The sequence below is a fragment of the Virgibacillus doumboii genome, from assembly GCF_902806455.1.
In the GTDB taxonomy this organism is placed as follows: domain Bacteria; phylum Bacillota; class Bacilli; order Bacillales; family Amphibacillaceae; genus Lentibacillus; species Lentibacillus doumboii.
Map to the genome: position 1 here is coordinate 472,357 of NZ_CADCWQ010000001.1, position 18,242 is coordinate 490,598.

The window sequence follows — 18,242 nt, forward strand, 5'->3', positions numbered from 1 at the left end:
ACCAATATAATATTGGATAAACTTGCAACATGAAAGGAGTAACTTCCAATGGGGGTAGACAATGTGAAAAATAACCGAATAATGGATATTTCCCTTAAAAATAATATTTTTTTTATTACATTACCTGTAAAGGAAAGCTTTCTACATAATACTGAAGAATATTATTTCACATTAGAAGAACGATATACCAATAAAGAATTACTTGTTAAAACCACTGTTCTAAAACACTTAGAAGATTTTTGTGTATTCGAATTAGCAATATCATTTAATGAACTAAAACACACATTTTTAGAAAGTGATATTTGGGATTTATATTTAAAAATAAAAAATGATGAGGAGATGAAAAAACACAGGATAGATAGCAATTATGGTAACATTCGTTTTTCAACAATTGTTATCCCAGATAAAAGTAAAATGTTTTACCCGTATACAACAAAAAAAGGTAAGTTATCATTTAGATTAAATAATTATTTTTTGTATTCAAAATTTGAATCAGTTAATTTATCTGAAGATAGCATTTCTTTCTCGGGATATTTTAATTTTCCACCACATTATAAAACTGATGATTATAATATTAAAGAGTTAAAATTAATTGTTAATGATAGTATTTCTAACGATGAAATAGAGGTGCCAATAGAAAGATTCCGGCGCAATGATTTGAGTGAAAAGTATGAAGGAAATGAAAAACTAATGGAGTGTGGAATTAAGGGAGTATTTGCAATCCCACCGAATTTAAATATAGACAAAAGGCACAACTTTAAATTTTATTTGGAAATGAAGTATGAGAAAGACAATGAATTGATGCAGATGAGAAGCTCAAGAATTAGAATGGATCACCATTCTAACAACTACCCGATAAAAAAAATAATCAATTATCAAGGTCAAAAAGTAAAGTTATTTATTAAACCCACAAGTGAATCGAAATATCTTTCCTTTCAGATGTCAAAATATAGTTTTAAAAATGAGGCGCTTAAAACAGTAAAATCTAAATGGGTGGAGTTACGAAGAAGTGACATGTTACTGAAAATATACAAAACTATTTTTTCTTCGCTTGGAAAGTTACCAGCTAAGAATAATACGATTATGTTCGAAAGTTTCCTTGGTAAGCAATTCAGTGACAGTCCAAGGGCTATATATGAATATCTTTTGGAGCATCATCCCGAGTATAAAATGTACTGGAGCGCCGATAGGCGGTATATGGAATTTTTTGAGGGGAAGAATGTGAACCATGTCAGAAGATTTTCGATTAAGTGGTTATTACTTATGTCCAGAGCTGAATATTGGGTATGCAATAGCCGGTTACCATTGTGGATCCCAAAACCCAAGCACACCACTTATCTGCAGACTTGGCACGGAACCCCTTTAAAACGATTAGCTACTGATATGGAAGAAGTTCATATGCCCGGAACAAATGCTGCGAAATACAAACAAAACTTTGTTAAAGCCACTAGTAGGTGGGATTTTCTTGTTTCACCGAATGCTTACTCGTCTGAAATATTCAAAAGAGCTTTTCAATTTAATGGTAAAATGATTGAGAGTGGATATCCAAGAAATGACTTTCTTTTTATTAATAATAATAAAGAAACGATAGAAGGGATTAAGAAAAGATGTAATTTGCCAATAGATAAAAAAGTTATATTATATGCACCAACATGGAGAGACAATCAATACTATGCAAAAGGGAAATATAGATTTTCTTTACAGATGGAGCTAGATCAAATGAAAGAGGAACTTGGGGATGAGTACGTTATTCTGTTGAGACTACATTATTTAGTTGCCGAGAAACTGGATTTACAGGATTACCAAGATTTTGTATATGATTTCTCCTTTCATGAGGATATACGAGAATTGTATTTAATTTCTGATATACTGATTACAGATTATTCTTCTGTTTTCTTTGATTATGCAAATTTGAAACGTCCAATGATATTCTTTGTGTATGATATTGATGATTATCGGGATAATCTTCGTGGATTTTATTTCAACTTCGAAGCTAAAGCCCCAGGCCCGTTGGTTAAATCAACTGATGAAATAATAAGAGTAGTAAAAAACATTGAAAAAGATGGATTTCAACCTACAAATACAACTGAAGCTTTTTATGAGAGGTTCTGTTATTTAGAAGATGGACATGCGAGCGAACGAGTTGTAAAAGGAGTATTTAATGATTAAATACTAAGGCTTATTCCGATTATAGGTATAAGCCTTTTTAAATATTGTCTTTTGAATTGATTACTTGTATAATTCAATAATGTATTTATTGCATTTAATGTTCTTATAGATTATTCGAAAGGATATTATTATGAAATCTGCCATAAAAGTTATTAAAGAACAAATAGATCATTTTTACTTAGTCAGAAGGCTCTCACTATACGAAATTAAAAGTCAAAATAAAAATAACTATTTAGGTATGACATGGGAAATTATTAACCCGTCCATTCAAATTTTAATATATTGGTTTGTGTTTGGCACCTTACGTAATAGAGAGCCGGTTAGTGTAGGAGGAACAGAAGTACCCTTTTTCTTTTGGCTTCTGGCTGCCTTTTTCTTGTGGATATTTTTCTATCAGTCAACAATACAGGGATCTAAATCTATATATACTCGATTAAGAATATTGTCAAAAATGAATTTTCCAATGAGTGTTATACCCAACTTTGTAATTTTTTCCAGGTTTTACATTCATTTATTCATGTTAGGGATTACAATTGTAATTTTTCAATTTAATGGATTTTATGTGAATATATATTACTTGCAACTTATTTATTTTATTGTTGCATCTTTGGTGTTAATTTTTTCTATTTCTCTTATAACATCAACGCTTTCAACGATAATTAGAGATGTGCATATGTTTTTGAATTCAACACTGCGCATGCTCTTATATTTATCAGGTGTACTATGGCCAATTACAATATTGAGTGAGTGGGAAGTACTCATGAATGTAATGAAATTAAATCCGTTATTTTATTTAATTGAAGGATACAGGCATTCCTTATTTGGTGTTAGTTGGTATGCCATAGAGCAATGGGAATATACACTTTATTTTTGGGGATTAGTTATCTTACTTTTCCTAATTGGATCCATGTTGCATATGAAGTTTCGCAAACACTTTATTGATTATTTGTAAAGGCTAGTGATAAACATGAATAAGGCAATAGACGTTAAAAATATATTCAAAAGGTATAAGTTGTATAATAGCGACAAAGAACGATTGGGTGACTTATTAACACCAAAAAGCTTTGGTGAAGATTTCTATGCTCTTACAGACGTTACCTTTGAAGTTGAAAAAGGTGATGTTGTTGGCTTTATTGGAATTAATGGGTCAGGAAAGTCTACCTTGTCAAATATTATTGCAGGTATAGTCCCTGAATCATCCGGAACTGTTGATGTGGATGGACAGACATCCCTTATAGCAGTAGCATCAGGTTTAAAGGGAGATCTTACGGGTAGAGATAATATTGAATTAAAATTGCTTATGTTAGGTTTTGATAAAGATGCTATCAAAAGGTTAGAACCTGATATAATAGAGTTCTCGGAAATTGGGAATTTTATTGATCAACCAGTTAAATCGTATTCAAGCGGAATGAAATCCAGATTAGGTTTTGCCATTTCCGTTAATGTAGATCCTGATATCTTAATAATAGATGAAGCCTTATCAGTAGGCGATAAGGCCTTTGCTGAAAAAAGTTATAATAAAATGATGGATTTTAAAGAACTTGGTAAGACGATGATTTTTGTAAGTCATTCACTGGGACAAATGAAGAAATTCTGTGAAAAAATTTTATGGCTGGAATTTGGAAGGGTAAGGGACTTTGGGACGGTTGATGAAGTTATTCCAAAGTATGAAGAGTTTTTATCATTTTGGAAGAAGTTAACCCATAATGAACGTGAAACGTATAAACAGCGAGTAATGGATGGTCATTTCCCTGATGAGTGGTTTTCTGACGATAAAGAGATTGATAACGATATAAAACCTCCTATATATAAGGAAGAGCCAATTAGCCGAGTTGGTCATATTAGGGGTGGAAAGTCATATATTTACTCAACCCCTGGTAATATTGAGGGGGAGTTTGTGGGAGAATCTTCTGATATGTATAAAAACGCTGTTTATTATATTAAGAAGCAAGCGACCTATTATGATGAAGTATTCTATTTATTGAGTAGCAATCCAAGTGCCCAAGAGGGCGTTATTGGCTGGATGAAGGCTTCGGATGTGTCCAGTCATCTTCATGTTCCAATCGATAGTGATCGAAAGGAGTTTAAAATTAAAGGGTCGGGAGAAGGATATAATCGTCCGTGGGGCGGAAGAAAAAACCTAATCTTTAATGATTTAAAACCTTTTGAGGAAGCTGAATTTAACGTAAATAAGACAGAAAAAATCGGTAATAATATTTGGTATAGAGGTATATTGAATGGGAAAGAAATGTGGATTCATTTCAGTCATATAAAAGATTAGATACAGCATAGGGATTTCTTATTTATTTTTTATTTTCACATAACATATTTAAAAAAAGCCCTGTTCTGGCAGGGCTATATTTATGTTTGCCGAGATGTTTTATATATTAGATCTAAATTGACCGAAAATCCCAGGCTCATTCGAAAACACTCCATCGACACCATAGGCAACCAATTCTTCATATCGCTTCATTGAGTTTACAGTATACGGATATACCTCATACCCAAGTTTCTTGCATTCCGCAACAAATTTTTGGTCAGTATATACTTGATTTGGGTGAATACTACTGATATTTAGACCGCAGTTTTTGGCATAGTCCCATGCATTTAAAATACGATAATAAAATAACATACCAAGGGGAATTTCAGGATTAAGCTCTTGTACATTTTCCAGAGCAACATGGTCAAATGAGGAGATAATCAGGTTTTCTAATCTATTATGCTTTTCAAGCGTATCAAGCAATATTTTTTCAATACCATCATAAATAACAGGGATATTTTTAATTTCGATATTTAAAAGCAAACCTTCAGGGGAAATATCCAGTACTTCTTCAAGCGTGGACGGAGTTATTCCTATAAATTCTTCACTAAATGCAGATCCGACATCAATCTGTTTTATTTCTTTAAGCGTATAGTCATTTATCAGACCATCAACATCTTTGTTAAAGCGGGAAAATTTATGATCATGACAAACAATCAACTCATTATCTTTTGACAGCTGAACATCCAATTCAAGTGCTGTTGCTCCATGCTCTATCGCTTTTTGAAACGATGGAAACGTATTTTCCGGTGCTTCTGTCATTGATCCCCGATGTGCAAAATTTTGTACCATTAGTGATTCACTCCTTATTGTTTTATGATAACATAACGCTATATTGGGATGTGCATGTAAATATTTTTAATGGGCAGGTTATACATAATAATTGCTAATTATGGTAGAATCCTTTTAAGAAAACGTTTATAATATATAGTTAGTAAAAAAGTGCAACGTAATCAATACAGTTGTCGTCTAATATACAGGAAATAAAATCGAGGTGGGCTAAATGATACAAATAGTGATATTAGCCTTTTTAACTATGCTGATTTCTTTATTTATTACGCCGTTATTAATAAAAATTTCATTAAAAATGAATGCTATAGATAATCCGAATCACCGAAAAGTGCACAGTGATCCAATACCAACATTGGGCGGCTTGGCGATTTTTATAAGTTTTTTAGCGGGGCTTTTAATTCTTCAGCCATCAGATGAATACCATCTTGCCATTATTAGTGGTGCTTTTATCATCATTGTGCTTGGTTTCTTTGATGATGTCTATGATTTATCGGCAAGAGTAAAGTTTTTAACACAGCTTGGGGTTGCCTCTCTTGTTGTCTTTTGGGGCGGTTTGCAGGTTGAGTTTATTAATTTACCGTTTGGTGGACAAATCGAATTCGGCTTCTTGAGTTCAATTGTAACAATTCTGTGGATAGTAGGGGTTACCAATGCCATTAACTTGACGGATGGACTCGACGGCTTGGCTGCTGGTGTTTCATCCATTGCATTACTCACAATGGCTGGAATGGCTGTGATTATGGGGAATGTATATGTTGCGACGATGGCATTTATCTTATTCTTCAGTACGGTCGGATTTTTGCGGTACAATTTCTATCCGGCAAAAATATTCATGGGTGATACCGGTGCACTGTTTCTCGGGTATATGATTTCGGTACTTGCCTTGCTCGGGTTTAAAAATGTAACGGTGATTTCTTTTATTATCCCTATTTTTATATTAGGAGTACCAATTTCTGATACGTTAATTGCGATGGCTAGGCGTTTTGTAAACAAGCAGCCATTATCCAGTCCGGATAGTTCGCATTTGCATCATAGCCTAGTTAAATCAGGTTTTACACATAAACAAACAGTACTTTTCATCTATTCACTTAGTGCGATGTTTAGTTTAGCAGCAATCCTATTCTCAATGACGACGGTATGGGGATCAATCCTGATTTTCTCTATATCGATACTTGCAATACAATTTTTAATTGAAAATCTGGAAATGATCAATAGTGAATTTAAACCTCTAACAAACTTCTTCAAAGGAATACGTCATAAATCATAAAAACTGTCAGCCAATATACAGGCTGGCAGTTTTTTATATCTCCTGTTTTATCCTCCAGGCTTTTTGCTAATACTAATAGGGACTCTAATTGAGAAATGAGAACGATTCAATGTACATATTGACGATAATCATTCCGCATTATAATTCGACAGCTTCATTAAACAGACTCTTAAGGACGATACCGGATTCCGGGGAAATTCAAACGATCGTGATAGACGATCATAGTGATGAATACCATAAAAAAGAATTACAGAGAATTGGTCTTCATTACAATATGGAATTGTTAGAGAATGCTTCTGACAAAAAGGGTGCCGGTGCATGCAGAAATATAGGCCTTGAACATGCAAAAGGAGAGTGGATAGTTTTTGCAGATGCGGATGATTATTTTATCGAAGGTTTTTATGGAATTCTTCAGAGATATTTTCAGTCTGGAGCAGATGTTATTTTTTTCAAACCAACCAGTGTTGAGTCGGACTCTGGGGTAGTTTCTTCCCGGCATTTGCCGCTTGTAAAATTAATTGATGATGTGCTTGACGGTAGCCGGCCGAGGGAAGCGGAACTTTCCTTGCGATATAAATTCGTTGTTCCATGGTCAAAGTTATATAAGACAGCTTTTTTAAAAGATAATCAAATTTTTTTTGATGAAGTAATCTCAGCCAATGATATAATGTTTTCCACGAAAGCGGGTTACCACATGAATAAGTTTGAACTATCGGAGGACGTTATTTATTGTGTGACAATGAATAAAGGAAGTTTGACGATGACAATAAATAATGACGTATTTGATACAAGGTTGAATGTATTTATCAATCAGTATCAATTTACAAAGGAACACCTTTCCAGGGCGGACTTTAAAAAATTGCGATTAACCGGAAGGCCACTATTGATTAAGTCTTCAGATTTGGGGCTAAAAAAAGTAATCACCGTTTTTCTAACGTTGAAACGGCATAAAGTTCGCTTGATTGAGCCAAGACTTTTAAATCCAATCTGGTTTATCAAAAAAGCATTGTTTGTATTCAGAAAACAAAGGCGTGAACAAAAATATTTAAATAAAGGGTAAAAAATGCTGAAACAAAGAATCATAAAACTATTGAAAAAGCCGTTTGTAAGAAATGTAATTATCATGGCTTCAGGTACAGCTGCAGCACAGGTTATATCATTAGTTATAACCCCAATTATCACGCGGTTATATGGACCAGAAGCTTATGGTTTAATGGGTGTGTTTATGGCGATTATCCAGACGGTTGCTCCTATTGCAGCACTGACATATCCAATTGCTGTTGTGCTTCCTGAGCAGGATAACGATGCCAGAAAATTAATGCGGCTTTCTTTGTACATTGCAATAGGAATTGCGGCCGCTTCAGGTAGTGTATTGTTACTTGTTAACGATTTTATTATTCAATTATTTCAGTTGGGTGATATTGCCCCATTTTTGTTACTAATCCCTTTTGTAATACTATTTTCTGCACTCATGCAAGTTGCAGAGCAGTGGCTTATCAGGACGAAACAATTCGGAATTAATGCCAAGGCGTCATTTCTTCAGGCATTGATCATACAAGGCAGTAAGGCAGGGATTGGATTTTTCCATCCAACCGCAACCGTTTTAGTTGTTTTAACTGCTTTGGGAAATGGTGTAAAAGCACTTATCATGATGCTGTTTACAAAGCGATCGCATAATGAAGAAAATGAGAGCACGAAATCATTCAGAGAGTTAATGAAAAAATACAGAGACTTTCCTATATACAGGGCACCACAAGTGTTCATAAATGGTATTTCCCAAAACATCCCTGTGTTATTTTTATCTGCAGCATTTGGTCCTGCCTCGGCAGGCTTTTATACGATTGGAAGGACAGTTTTAAGTCTCCCGGTTCAATTGATTGGAAAAGCTGTTGGTGATGTATTTTATCCACGAATTACGGAAGCAGGGAATAATAATGAAAATCTGACAGGGTTAATTATGAAAGCAACGTTGGCACTTGGCACGATCGGAATCATTCCATTTGGAACCATTATAGTTTTTGGACCCTGGTTATTCAGCTTTGTTTTTGGTTCTGATTGGATTACGGCAGGTGAATATGCAAGATGGATGTCCTTATGGGTATTTTTTATGTTCATCAACCAGCCGAGTATTAACGCATTGCCAGTTTTGGCAGCGCAAGCCTTTCATCTCAAGTACACAATTGTAACCATCATTATACGTACCGGGGCTTTGCTGGCAGGGTTTTATTTCTTTGCTGATGATGTTACCGCCGTAGCCTTTTTCAGCATTGCAGCCGCCTTATTAAGTATGGGGCTTATTTTAGGAACACTTCAGATCAGCAAAAAGGTTGGTAGGGGGCGAGGGGATGTTAACGATTAAAAAGAAATTGAAAAAAATCAGTGTTATAAAAAACGTCCAGGCAAAGTTCATTGCTTTATTCGTAAAGCTTTCTCCATATGCAGCAACGAAATACCTGTACAAAAAGAATACCGGAAAAAGACTTGATTTAAAGAACCCCAGGGATTTTAATGAAAAAATACAGTGGCTTAAATTATACTGGGAGCATCCGCTTGTACCCAAATGTGGTGACAAATATGAAGTCAGGAAATTTGCAGAGGAAATGGGCTGTTACGATGTATTAATTGAAACATATGGAGTTTACGACGATACTTCGGAAATTGATTGGGATATGCTGCCTCAAAAATTTGCTATTAAAGTAACGAGCGGTTGTGGCTTTAACATTATTTGTGAAGATAAAGAGACATTGGATAAAAAAGCAGCTATTGCTAATTTAAATAAATGGATGAAAGTCGACTATGGTCTGGAACGTGCAGAGATACATTATTCAAAAATGACGCCAAGAATACTGTGTGAAAAGTTTATTGAAACAAACGACGGCAAACTGCCCATTGATTATAAATTTTTTTGTTTTAATGGAGAGCCTGAATTTATATTAGTGGCAATGGATAGAGGGATTAAGGTTAAACGATTTCTCTTTGACCTGGAGTGGAAAAGCCTTGATTTTCAAAAAGTGGAGGAACAAACCGATAAGGTAACAATTGAAAAACCTCAATCTTTTCGCGATATGGTGTATTACGCCGGGAAATTAGCAAAACCTTTTCCATTTGTTCGTGTTGATTTTTATGACTTTAATGGCAAAGCGGTTCTGGGTGAAATGACGTTCACTCCTGATCGTGGAATGGCAACACACTATAATGAAAAAATTCTTCATAAATTTGGGGATATGATAAAGCTGCCAGCTAAAATATAGCTGACAGCCTCTGTATCTAATAGGCAGAAGGTGTCTCTCCGGTTGTTGTCGTTGTCTCATCTTTGTCGGATGCGGTCGCCGTGCCTTCAAGTTCTAAATGCTGTTTTAACAGTTGCTTTGTTTCGGAAAGCGCTACTTCATCCAATTGCCAGTAATACGTGTCATTTGGCTGGTAATTGTGTCCTTTAAGGGTGATCGTTTCAAAGTCTAGGCTTCCACTCCCTGTTCCATATGAGATGAAGCTTTTCATTTCACCGAATTTCATATTTGTTGTCATATTCTTACCTACAGCTTCGATAATATCATCGTATTTCAGGATAGAGCCCATCGAAAGTGCTTTACTAACGACAGATTTGATAATTTCCTGCTGGCGTTTACCACGCTCGATATCATTATCATATTTTCTGGTTCGTGCGAGGGCAAGTGCTTCCTCACCATTTAACTGTTGTTCACCTGGAAGTAAATGAATTGCACCTTCAACATCTTTAGAGTTTTGCTCATACAGTTCATATGGCACATCAACAGTAATTCCATTGACAGCATTAACTACATCTATAAATGCTTCAAAGTTGAGTTTTACATAGTAATCGACCGGGATATCCAATAAATTTTCAACCGTTTCAATTGTTGCCGGCATACCGCCATATGCATGTGCATGGTTGATTTTTGTTTTATATCCGACTTCCGGAATATATACATATGAATCACGTGGGATACTTACCATTTTGACACTTTTATCCTCTTTATTCAGTGTTGCCAGCATCAGTGTATCGGTTCTGGAATGTTCCGAATTATTTCGTACGTCACTTGCATCAACACCGGCAATCAGAATGGAAACATTGTCCTCAGTAGGATCAACTTGTTCCTCACGATAATCTGATTTTTCCCGGCCATGATCCACATAGGAATCAGACAAAACGGAGTCCGCTTTTACATATAAATATGCAGCATATGATAAACCAATAAATGCAACAATGGCTGGTATTAATACGAAAATTGCTCTTTTACGCAGTTTTCTTCTTTTTTTATTTCTTAAATTTTTTCTTGTATATTCAGACATAAATAATTTCTCCTCTAGTTCATAAAAACATTTAATGATATCATAATTCAGAAGTCATATAAAAATTTTACGCTTATTGGGCGAAAAACTAATCTTTATTTTACTATGAATTTACATTTAAGTAAATTAGATTTTTGTTACAATCTTGTAAGAATTTTTTTCATCCTGATACTTTTAGACGAATGAACAAGGGGAAAGGTTGCAAAATAAATGAGTAAAGTACGAATTATGGATATTGATTTTTTAAATGTAACAAAAGAGGATTTTCTTAAAAATCATATCTATCCTGTCTTGATGAACGAAGAAAAAGGATATATTGTTACTGGAAATCCGGAAATTGTTATGCGAACCCGTGAAGATGAAAAATATAAACAAGCTGTACAATCTGCAGATTATGTTATTCCGGATGGTGCAGGGATTTTATTGGCAGCCAAATACAAGAAACAACCGATAAAAGAGCGGGTGACCGGGTTTGACTTAATGTTTGATTTACTAGAGTATGCAAATAAAAAAGAATTGAGTGTATATTTTCTCGGGGCGAAAGAGGAAACGAATAAAAGAGCTGTGTCGGAAGCTAAGAAACGTTTCCCGAAATTAACTGTTGCAGGACGTCATCATGGTTTTTTTGAACTGAACGATCCGGCGATAGTTGAGAAAGTTCAAGCATCGGGGGCAGATATTATTTTAGTAGCAATGGGTCTGCCGAGACAGGAACTCTGGATTTCCAGCCATTATGACAAATTTTCCAAGGGTTTATTCATGGGTGTAGGTGGGAGCATTGATACGCTTGCTGGCGAAGTGAAGCGTGCCCCGGAATTCTGGATTAAGCTGAACCTGGAGTGGCTGTACAGATTGTTGAAGCAGCCGTTTCGGTTTAAACGCATTCTAAAAGTATTTGAATTTATGATACGTATAATAATGAAAAAGGGCTAGTTTCCATAGGGAATTAGCCCTTTAAAATGCATTGTCTTGCTCGTCGTCATCAGCAAAACGTTCCAAATTAGTTGTTAAATCTAAATGACTTCTTAATTCATTTTGTATACTGTTTACACTATCTTCTTCCAGAATGTAATACCATAATCCATCATCCAAGAATTCACCATGTCCATTAATACCGACCGACTCAATCGTAATGTTTTCATCAATCCCATACGATAAGAAACTTTTCATATCATCAAACGCCATATTTGTTTTCATATTGGATCCCACAGCTTCAATTAAATTATCCAATTTGAAAAGGCTTGTAACGGAAGTAGCTTTTTCTTTAATGCTTTTGAGAATTTGCTGTTGACGCTTGCCTCGCTCAAGATCATCATCATATTTACGACTTCTGGCCAAAGCTAATGCTTCCTCACCTGTAAGTGTTTGTGGTCCAGGCAAAAGGTGAATAGCATTTGCATTGTCTGCGGAATCCTGTTCATACATTTCAAATGGTACATCGTAATGAATACCATCTAACGAATCAACTGTCTCTATAAAAGCTTCAAAATTCAATCTCACATAGTAATCAACTGGCACATGTAATAAGTTTTCTACAGTTTCAATGGTGGCTTTTGGTCCACCATAAAAATGGGCATGATTTATTTTTGTCTTATAGCCAACTTCTGGTACATAAACATATGAGTCACGTGGGATGCTCAAAAGCTTAACCGAATTTTCCTGCTTATTAAATGTGGCAAGTATTAACGCATCAGAGCGGCTGCCAAGGTCGTAATCCCGTTTTTCACTATTGTCTACACCAATAAATAATACCGAAACATTATCCTCGACAGGATCCACTTTTTCTTCACGAAGTTCGGACGTTTTATTTTCCCGACCTATATCCTTTTGCGAATCCTTAACAATATCTTCTGTTTTATTGTATAGATGAAGACCATAGCCAACTCCGGCAATAATAAGTACAGCGATGACAATTCCACTGTATAAAACCCATTTCTTCTTCAACATAGGACTAACTCCTTGCATCAGGTTCATAAGTCCTATTTTACATTTATTTTACATAAAAGTGTAGGGTTTATTTGGAATTTTCTGCAAAGCGGAATATACCTCTATTCATTACTATTATCGTTTCTGAAGACAAATAAGTGGCAAAATATTTTTTATTTTTTATGCCACCTTTTTTACGTGAGGTTCGATTGTAGTAGTGAAAGGGGGGGGGATTGACATGGCAGTAGCAACAATGACTAGTTCACGCCTGCAGCTGATTTTGGATGAAGGCATTGATGAAATTTCCGGTAAGTAGCTTTTCAAAACAAAAGGCTTCAACAATGTGAAAACAACCGCAACAGCCGATCAGTTGTATGCAATAGTATCCGCAGTTTCACCATTTCAGCAGCGTCCACTTGACAGTATCGAGCGTAAAGACGACTCTGAAATCAGCCAGGCATAATTTTCACGGGAAAGTACGAGGGTGAAATCGGCTAACAATTGGGCAATTGATAAAAAACAATTTAGAGAGAGCCGAATTTTCCTCTCAAAAAATAAATGAAGGAAATAAAGGAGGGAGCATGATGAAAAAGTTGGAACTTAAATATTTGAACGAGGAAGGCAAAACAGTGACATATTCACTGGAAAAGCCAGTTGAGCCAGTTGATCCTGTAGCTGTTAAAGCTGCAATGGATGAGATCATTGCACAAAATGCATTTACATCATCAGGCGGTGATGTTGTATCAATCAAAGGCGCACGCGTTGTTGAACGTAATGTTCAGGAAGTTGAATTAGTTTAATTAATCAGGAACTCAGATTAGCACTTATTACTGATCTAAGTTTCTTTTATATAAAAATATGATTCTATCTGATACAATTAACTAGGACTATATATCTATTATTTATTAAAGGGTGAGCATGTTTTTGTACTCCCTTTGTGATAATCTATGTGTGAATAAGAGAAAATCCAGATGTGTTACCCAGAAATCTTTCCATCATAACGAAAATCTCTATGGTATTACAAGTGATTACTAATCTTATAAAAGGGAATAGATAAAAAAAAGTTATTTTTGTGTGGGAGGAATATCATGGAAGAATCGATATCACTAAAAATAATATTTAATATAATCGGGAAAAGATTTCGATTGATTTTTTCAATTATCATGGGGGCGGCCATCATAAGTGCCGTCATTACTTATATATTCTTTACCCCAACCTACCAATCAAGTTCTCAATTCATTGTTAATCAAAGTGAACAAGGCCAAAAGGCAAATTACAATGTTAATGAAATCCGATCAAGTATTGAACTGATTAATACGTATAAGGTCATCCTTACAAGCCCTGTAATACTTGAAGGTGTTGCAAATGAATTAAATCTATCTTATTCAGTTACTCAGTTACAAAATAAAATACAAGTCGCAAATGAAAACAGTTCACAAGTTGTAAAAGTCTCGGTAACTGATGCAGACCCTGAATTAGCTGCGCAAATTGCCAACACAACTGTGCAGATTTTTAAGACAAAAATTCCTGATTTAATGAATGTGGATAATGTACATATCTTATCGGAAGCAGGAACAGTAGCGAATCCTTCTCCCGTTAGTCCGAAACCAACGCTAAATATTGCTATTGCAATTGTACTGGGAGGAATTGTTGGATTTGGACTCGCATTTTTATTAGAGTACCTGGACAATACGATAAAGTCTGAAGAAGATATTGAAAGGGAATTACACTTGCCTGTACTTGGTGTGATTACACATATAAAAGATGAAGATGTTCACCAACAACGTATGACAACAAAAAAACGTGCAAAAAGGGGGCGGCTGTATGGCTCGGAAAAAAGCTGGAAATAAAAAAATCAGAAATTTGATAACGAATATAGACCCAAGATCACCAATATCTGAACAGTATCGAACTGTCCGCACAAATCTTCAATTTGCATCAGTTGATGATGAGTTAAAATCTATTATGGTTACTTCTTCAGGTCCTAGTGAAGGAAAGTCGATGTCAACAGCTAATTTGGCAGTTGTTTATGCACAACAGGGAAAAAAAGTATTGCTTATTGACGCTGATTTAAGAAAGCCGACGGTGCACTATACATTTCGACTTGATAATTTACGTGGCCTAACCAATGTGCTGGTAGGTGAAATTTCTACGGGGGATGCAATTTCGGTAACTGAGATAGATAAATTGGACGTGGTATCATGTGGCCCGATTCCGCCAAACCCATCTGAACTACTGGCTTCAAAAAAAATGAAACAATTTTTAAATGATGTTTCTCAACTGTATGACAAAGTATTATTCGATACCCCACCAGTATTAGCAGTTGCTGATGCGCAAGTTTTAGCCAACATTTGTGATGGGTTAATATTGGTTGTTCGGAGTAAACGAACGGAAATGGAAGCAGCAAAAAAGGCAAAGGAATCATTAGATCCTGCCGGTGCAAAAATACTTGGGATTTTACTGAATGATCGGGAACAAAAGGATTCACAGTATTACTATTACTATGGAAATTAAAAATACAAAAGTGAGGTGGTCAACGTGATTGATATTCATTGTCACATATTACCTGGTGTTGATGATGGTCCAACAACATTAACTCAAAGTATTGAAATGGCTGAAAGAGCTGTTGACCATGGAATACACACGATTATTGCTACACCGCATCATAGGAATGGTAGATATAACAACGAAAAGCAAGATGTTCTCGTAGAAGTAGAAAGGTTGAATGAAGAGCTCTCAAAGAAGAATATGCCTTTAACAATATTACCTGGACAGGAGCCCAGAATTTACGGGGAATTAGTAACCGATATAGAAAATGGCAGAATATCACCATTAAATGGTTTTACAAAGTATGTATTTATTGAACTGCCTGCAAATGAAATACCTTTGTATACAAGGCAATTGTTATTTAATACGCAGCTGGCAGGATACATTCCTATTATCGTACATCCTGAACGAAATAAAAAATTACTTGAAAATACATCTATTTTATACGATTTTGTACGTAATGGGGCACTAACCCAAATTACCGCATCAAGCCTTATTGGCCATCATGGAAAACACCTTCAAAAATTCTCGAATAAATTAATCAACGCTAACTTAGCGCATTTTATCGCGTCGGACGCCCATAATACCAAGACAAGGGGGTTTAATTTGGACGAAGCTTACCAAGCGCTCCTTTCTGAACATGGATATGAATGTTATCACCAATTTGTGGAGAATTGCCAACTCTTAATTAATGGAAAAACGATTAATAAAAATCAACCATCATATATGAAAAAGAAGAAAATACTAGGGTTATTTGGGTGAGGATATACAAATATTTGTATAGATAAGCCTTTAAACTAGTAGTTATATACATTCTATATCATAGTATTTCAAGTAATATTCTGCGTTTAATATTATTGCTAAATAATTGACAGAAGCGTATACTATTAGACAGTATTCGACGAATTTAAATAGGTCTTTAGTATTATAAAAATGAAATCTATCAGGATCTTATTTCTGGAAATGGATAGATAAGGTTCGTCTTTAGCCTGTTTAAAATTGAATTACTCATTTTCATGGAAATATTATTGCAACAAGAATGAAAATACATAGAGAGGAGCAGCGAATTGACATATCGTACAAGAATGTTTCTGTTAATCCTGATGGACTCTTTAATTGTCAGTCTGGCAATCTATGTTGCATCATGGATTGTTTATCCGGGTATATCCGTTTTTGCAATGCCGGCATTATTAATTAGTTCTATTGCACTATTACTTTTTCATCATTTATATGCATTTATTTTTAAACTTTATAATAAGGTATGGGCATATGCCAGTGTCGGCGAACTAATCGCTATAGTCCAATCAATTACATTGTCTATTATATCAGCTGGCATCGTACAATACATCGTAAACGACTTTTCGCTTTACCGTAGAGCATTACTTGTAACATGGATGCTGCACGTAATATTAATTGGTGGCTCACGCTTTTTATGGAGAATTGTCAGGGATCGTTATATAACGGATAGCATAAACAAAAAACGTACACTTATCGTTGGGGCTGGTTCTGCAGGTGCAATGATTGTACGTCAATTAAAAAATAATCATAACACTTCTGAATTACAACCTGTTGCTTTTGTGGATGATGATTTTTCCAAGCAGAGGATGCAACTGTACAATCTGCCAGTAATGGGAATGGTAAGGGATATCCCGAAGATTGTAGAAAAAAAGAGCATTGAACATATTGTAATTGCGATACCGTCTTTACGAAACGGTGCTTTAAATAAAATTATTGTTGAATGTAATAAAACAAATGCAAAAACACAAATGATACCCAAAATTGAGGATATTATGACTGGAAAAGTATCAGTCAGTCAATTAAAAAATGTCGAGGTTGAAGATCTTTTAGGGAGAGATCCAGTAGAGCTAGACATTGACGCCATTTCTGAAAGTGTAACAAACGCTACAATCCTGGTCACAGGAGCCGGTGGATCGATTGGTTCCGAGATATGCAGGCAACTCATGAGGTTTACACCTAGTAAAATAGCACTAGTTGGTCACGGCGAATATAGTATATACAAAATAGAAATGGAACTACGTGAAAAGTACGGGAATGTAGGCTGTGAAATTGTGCCTATTATTGGCGATGTTCAGGATCGTGAACGCATGCTTGACATAATTAGAGAACATAGACCGGCAACTATATACCATGCTGCCGCACACAAACATGTTCCTCTAATGGAGTATAACCCACATGAGGCGGTTAAAAACAATGTGCTTGGTACGAAAAATGTCGCAGAAGCGGCGGATACGCTTGGCGTAAATACGTTTGTTTTGGTTTCCTCTGACAAGGCGGTTAACCCTACGAATGTAATGGGTGCAACAAAGCGTGTTGCAGAAATGGTGATTCAAGATTTAAGTCAGCGTAGTAAAACGAAATTTGTTGCCGTTCGTTTTGGGAATGTTTTGGGTAGTCGTGGTAGTGTTATTCCATTATTCAAAAAACAAATTCAAAATGGTGGTCCAGTCACAATTACACATCCTGAAATGACACGCTATTTTATGACCATCCCAGAAGCTTCCCGATTGGTTATTCAAGCGGGCACATTGGCTCGAGGTGGAGAAATATTTGTCCTTGATATGGGAGAACCGGTAAAAATTGTCGATTTAGCCAAAAACCTTATCAAATTATCGGGTTTTACTGAAGACGAAATTACGATAAACTATACAGGTAAACGTCCCGGGGAAAAAATGTATGAGGAGCTTTTAGGAAAAGATGAAGTTAATCCTAAACAGGTGTTTGAGAAAATATATATTGGGAAGACGAATGGAGTTAATAAAGAAATTGTAGAGAATTTTATTAAAGATTTTCAGTATTTAGCCAAGGAGGATTTGAAGGAAGATATAATAACTATTGCTAGCAGGACACCTAAATTTAAAGAAATTATAAGTAATTGAAATTAACTTAACG

General features: G+C 35.3%; 16 protein-coding genes and 1 pseudogene. 14 read left to right on the plus strand and 3 right to left on the minus strand.

Translation table 11 applies throughout. From position 1 onward, the window contains the following. Positions 1-48: 48 nt before the first annotated feature. From G6R02_RS02215 to tagH, 3 genes are all read left to right on the plus strand, one after another. On the plus strand, positions 49-2,169 hold the full coding sequence (locus G6R02_RS02215; protein WP_164667639.1) for a CDP-glycerol glycerophosphotransferase family protein: 2,121 nt from the start codon (positions 49-51) through the stop codon (positions 2,167-2,169). Between the two features lie 130 nt (positions 2,170-2,299). Next, positions 2,300-3,121, plus strand: coding sequence for an ABC transporter permease (locus G6R02_RS02220; RefSeq protein WP_164667640.1), 822 nt, complete (start codon positions 2,300-2,302; stop codon positions 3,119-3,121). A 15-nt stretch (positions 3,122-3,136) separates the two neighbouring features. Next, on the plus strand, positions 3,137-4,450 hold the full coding sequence (gene tagH, locus G6R02_RS20315; protein ID WP_164667641.1) for a teichoic acids export ABC transporter ATP-binding subunit TagH: 1,314 nt from the start codon (positions 3,137-3,139) through the stop codon (positions 4,448-4,450). A gap of 99 nt (positions 4,451-4,549) precedes the next feature. Here tagH and G6R02_RS02230 read toward each other — a convergent pair whose 3' ends face one another. Next, positions 4,550-5,281 carry a glycerophosphodiester phosphodiesterase gene (locus G6R02_RS02230; RefSeq protein WP_164667642.1) on the minus strand — a complete coding sequence of 244 codons (732 nt, stop codon included), beginning with the start codon at positions 5,279-5,281 and terminating at the stop codon, positions 4,550-4,552. Positions 5,282-5,492: 211 nt separating this feature from the next. On the opposite strand from G6R02_RS02230, the gene G6R02_RS02235 reads away from it, so the two are divergent. The 4 genes from G6R02_RS02235 (at position 5,493) to G6R02_RS02250 (ending at position 9,799) form a co-directional block, all read left to right on the plus strand. Then, entirely contained in the window at positions 5,493-6,548 is a 1,056-nt protein-coding gene (locus G6R02_RS02235; protein WP_164667643.1) for a glycosyltransferase family 4 protein, read from the plus strand. Positions 6,549-6,657: 109 nt separating this feature from the next. Next, a complete protein-coding gene (locus tag G6R02_RS02240) occupies positions 6,658-7,608 on the plus strand; it encodes a glycosyltransferase family 2 protein (RefSeq protein WP_164667644.1) in 951 nt (316 codons plus the stop codon). Positions 7,609-7,611: 3 nt separating this feature from the next. Further along, positions 7,612-8,907 (plus strand): lipopolysaccharide biosynthesis protein, encoded by a 1,296-nt coding sequence (locus G6R02_RS02245; protein WP_164667645.1) that lies wholly within the window; start codon positions 7,612-7,614, stop codon positions 8,905-8,907. Then, positions 8,894-9,799 (plus strand): ATP-grasp fold amidoligase family protein, encoded by a 906-nt coding sequence (locus G6R02_RS02250; protein ID WP_164667646.1) that lies wholly within the window; start codon positions 8,894-8,896, stop codon positions 9,797-9,799. The genes G6R02_RS02245 and G6R02_RS02250 overlap by 14 nt, the downstream gene beginning before the upstream one ends. Positions 9,800-9,815: 16 nt before the next feature. Here the strand turns inward: G6R02_RS02250 and G6R02_RS02255 are convergent, their stop codons facing one another. Beyond that, on the minus strand, positions 9,816-10,859 hold the full coding sequence (locus G6R02_RS02255; RefSeq protein ID WP_164667647.1) for an LCP family protein: 1,044 nt from the start codon (positions 10,857-10,859) through the stop codon (positions 9,816-9,818). A gap of 210 nt (positions 10,860-11,069) precedes the next feature. Between G6R02_RS02255 and G6R02_RS02260 the strand changes: the two genes are divergently transcribed. Beyond that, on the plus strand, positions 11,070-11,792 hold the full coding sequence (locus tag G6R02_RS02260; RefSeq protein ID WP_164667648.1) for a WecB/TagA/CpsF family glycosyltransferase: 723 nt from the start codon (positions 11,070-11,072) through the stop codon (positions 11,790-11,792). A 21-nt stretch (positions 11,793-11,813) separates the two neighbouring features. Here G6R02_RS02260 and G6R02_RS02265 read toward each other — a convergent pair whose 3' ends face one another. Continuing rightward, on the minus strand, positions 11,814-12,806 hold the full coding sequence (locus G6R02_RS02265) for an LCP family glycopolymer transferase (RefSeq protein ID WP_246202496.1): 993 nt from the start codon (positions 12,804-12,806) through the stop codon (positions 11,814-11,816). Between the two features lie 310 nt (positions 12,807-13,116). Here G6R02_RS02265 and G6R02_RS20320 point away from each other — a divergent pair. From G6R02_RS20320 to G6R02_RS02295, 6 genes and pseudogenes are all read left to right on the plus strand, one after another. Further along, positions 13,117-13,248, plus strand: a pseudogene (locus G6R02_RS20320) (DUF1659 domain-containing protein); the annotation flags it as partial. A 121-nt stretch (positions 13,249-13,369) separates the two neighbouring features. After that, on the plus strand, positions 13,370-13,585 hold the full coding sequence (locus G6R02_RS02275) for a DUF2922 domain-containing protein (protein ID WP_164667650.1): 216 nt from the start codon (positions 13,370-13,372) through the stop codon (positions 13,583-13,585). 288 nt (positions 13,586-13,873) lie between these two features. After that, on the plus strand, positions 13,874-14,635 hold the full coding sequence (locus tag G6R02_RS02280) for a YveK family protein (protein WP_164667651.1): 762 nt from the start codon (positions 13,874-13,876) through the stop codon (positions 14,633-14,635). Further along, entirely contained in the window at positions 14,610-15,299 is a 690-nt protein-coding gene (locus G6R02_RS02285; RefSeq protein ID WP_164667652.1) for a CpsD/CapB family tyrosine-protein kinase, read from the plus strand. The genes G6R02_RS02280 and G6R02_RS02285 overlap by 26 nt, the downstream gene beginning before the upstream one ends. 24 nt (positions 15,300-15,323) lie before the next feature. Continuing rightward, positions 15,324-16,094, plus strand: a complete 771-nt coding sequence (locus tag G6R02_RS02290) for a tyrosine-protein phosphatase (RefSeq protein ID WP_205520037.1) — start codon at positions 15,324-15,326, stop codon at positions 16,092-16,094. 305 nt (positions 16,095-16,399) lie between these two features. Next, positions 16,400-18,229, plus strand: a complete 1,830-nt coding sequence (locus tag G6R02_RS02295) for a polysaccharide biosynthesis protein (protein ID WP_164667654.1) — start codon at positions 16,400-16,402, stop codon at positions 18,227-18,229. Positions 18,230-18,242: the final 13 nt, after the last annotated feature.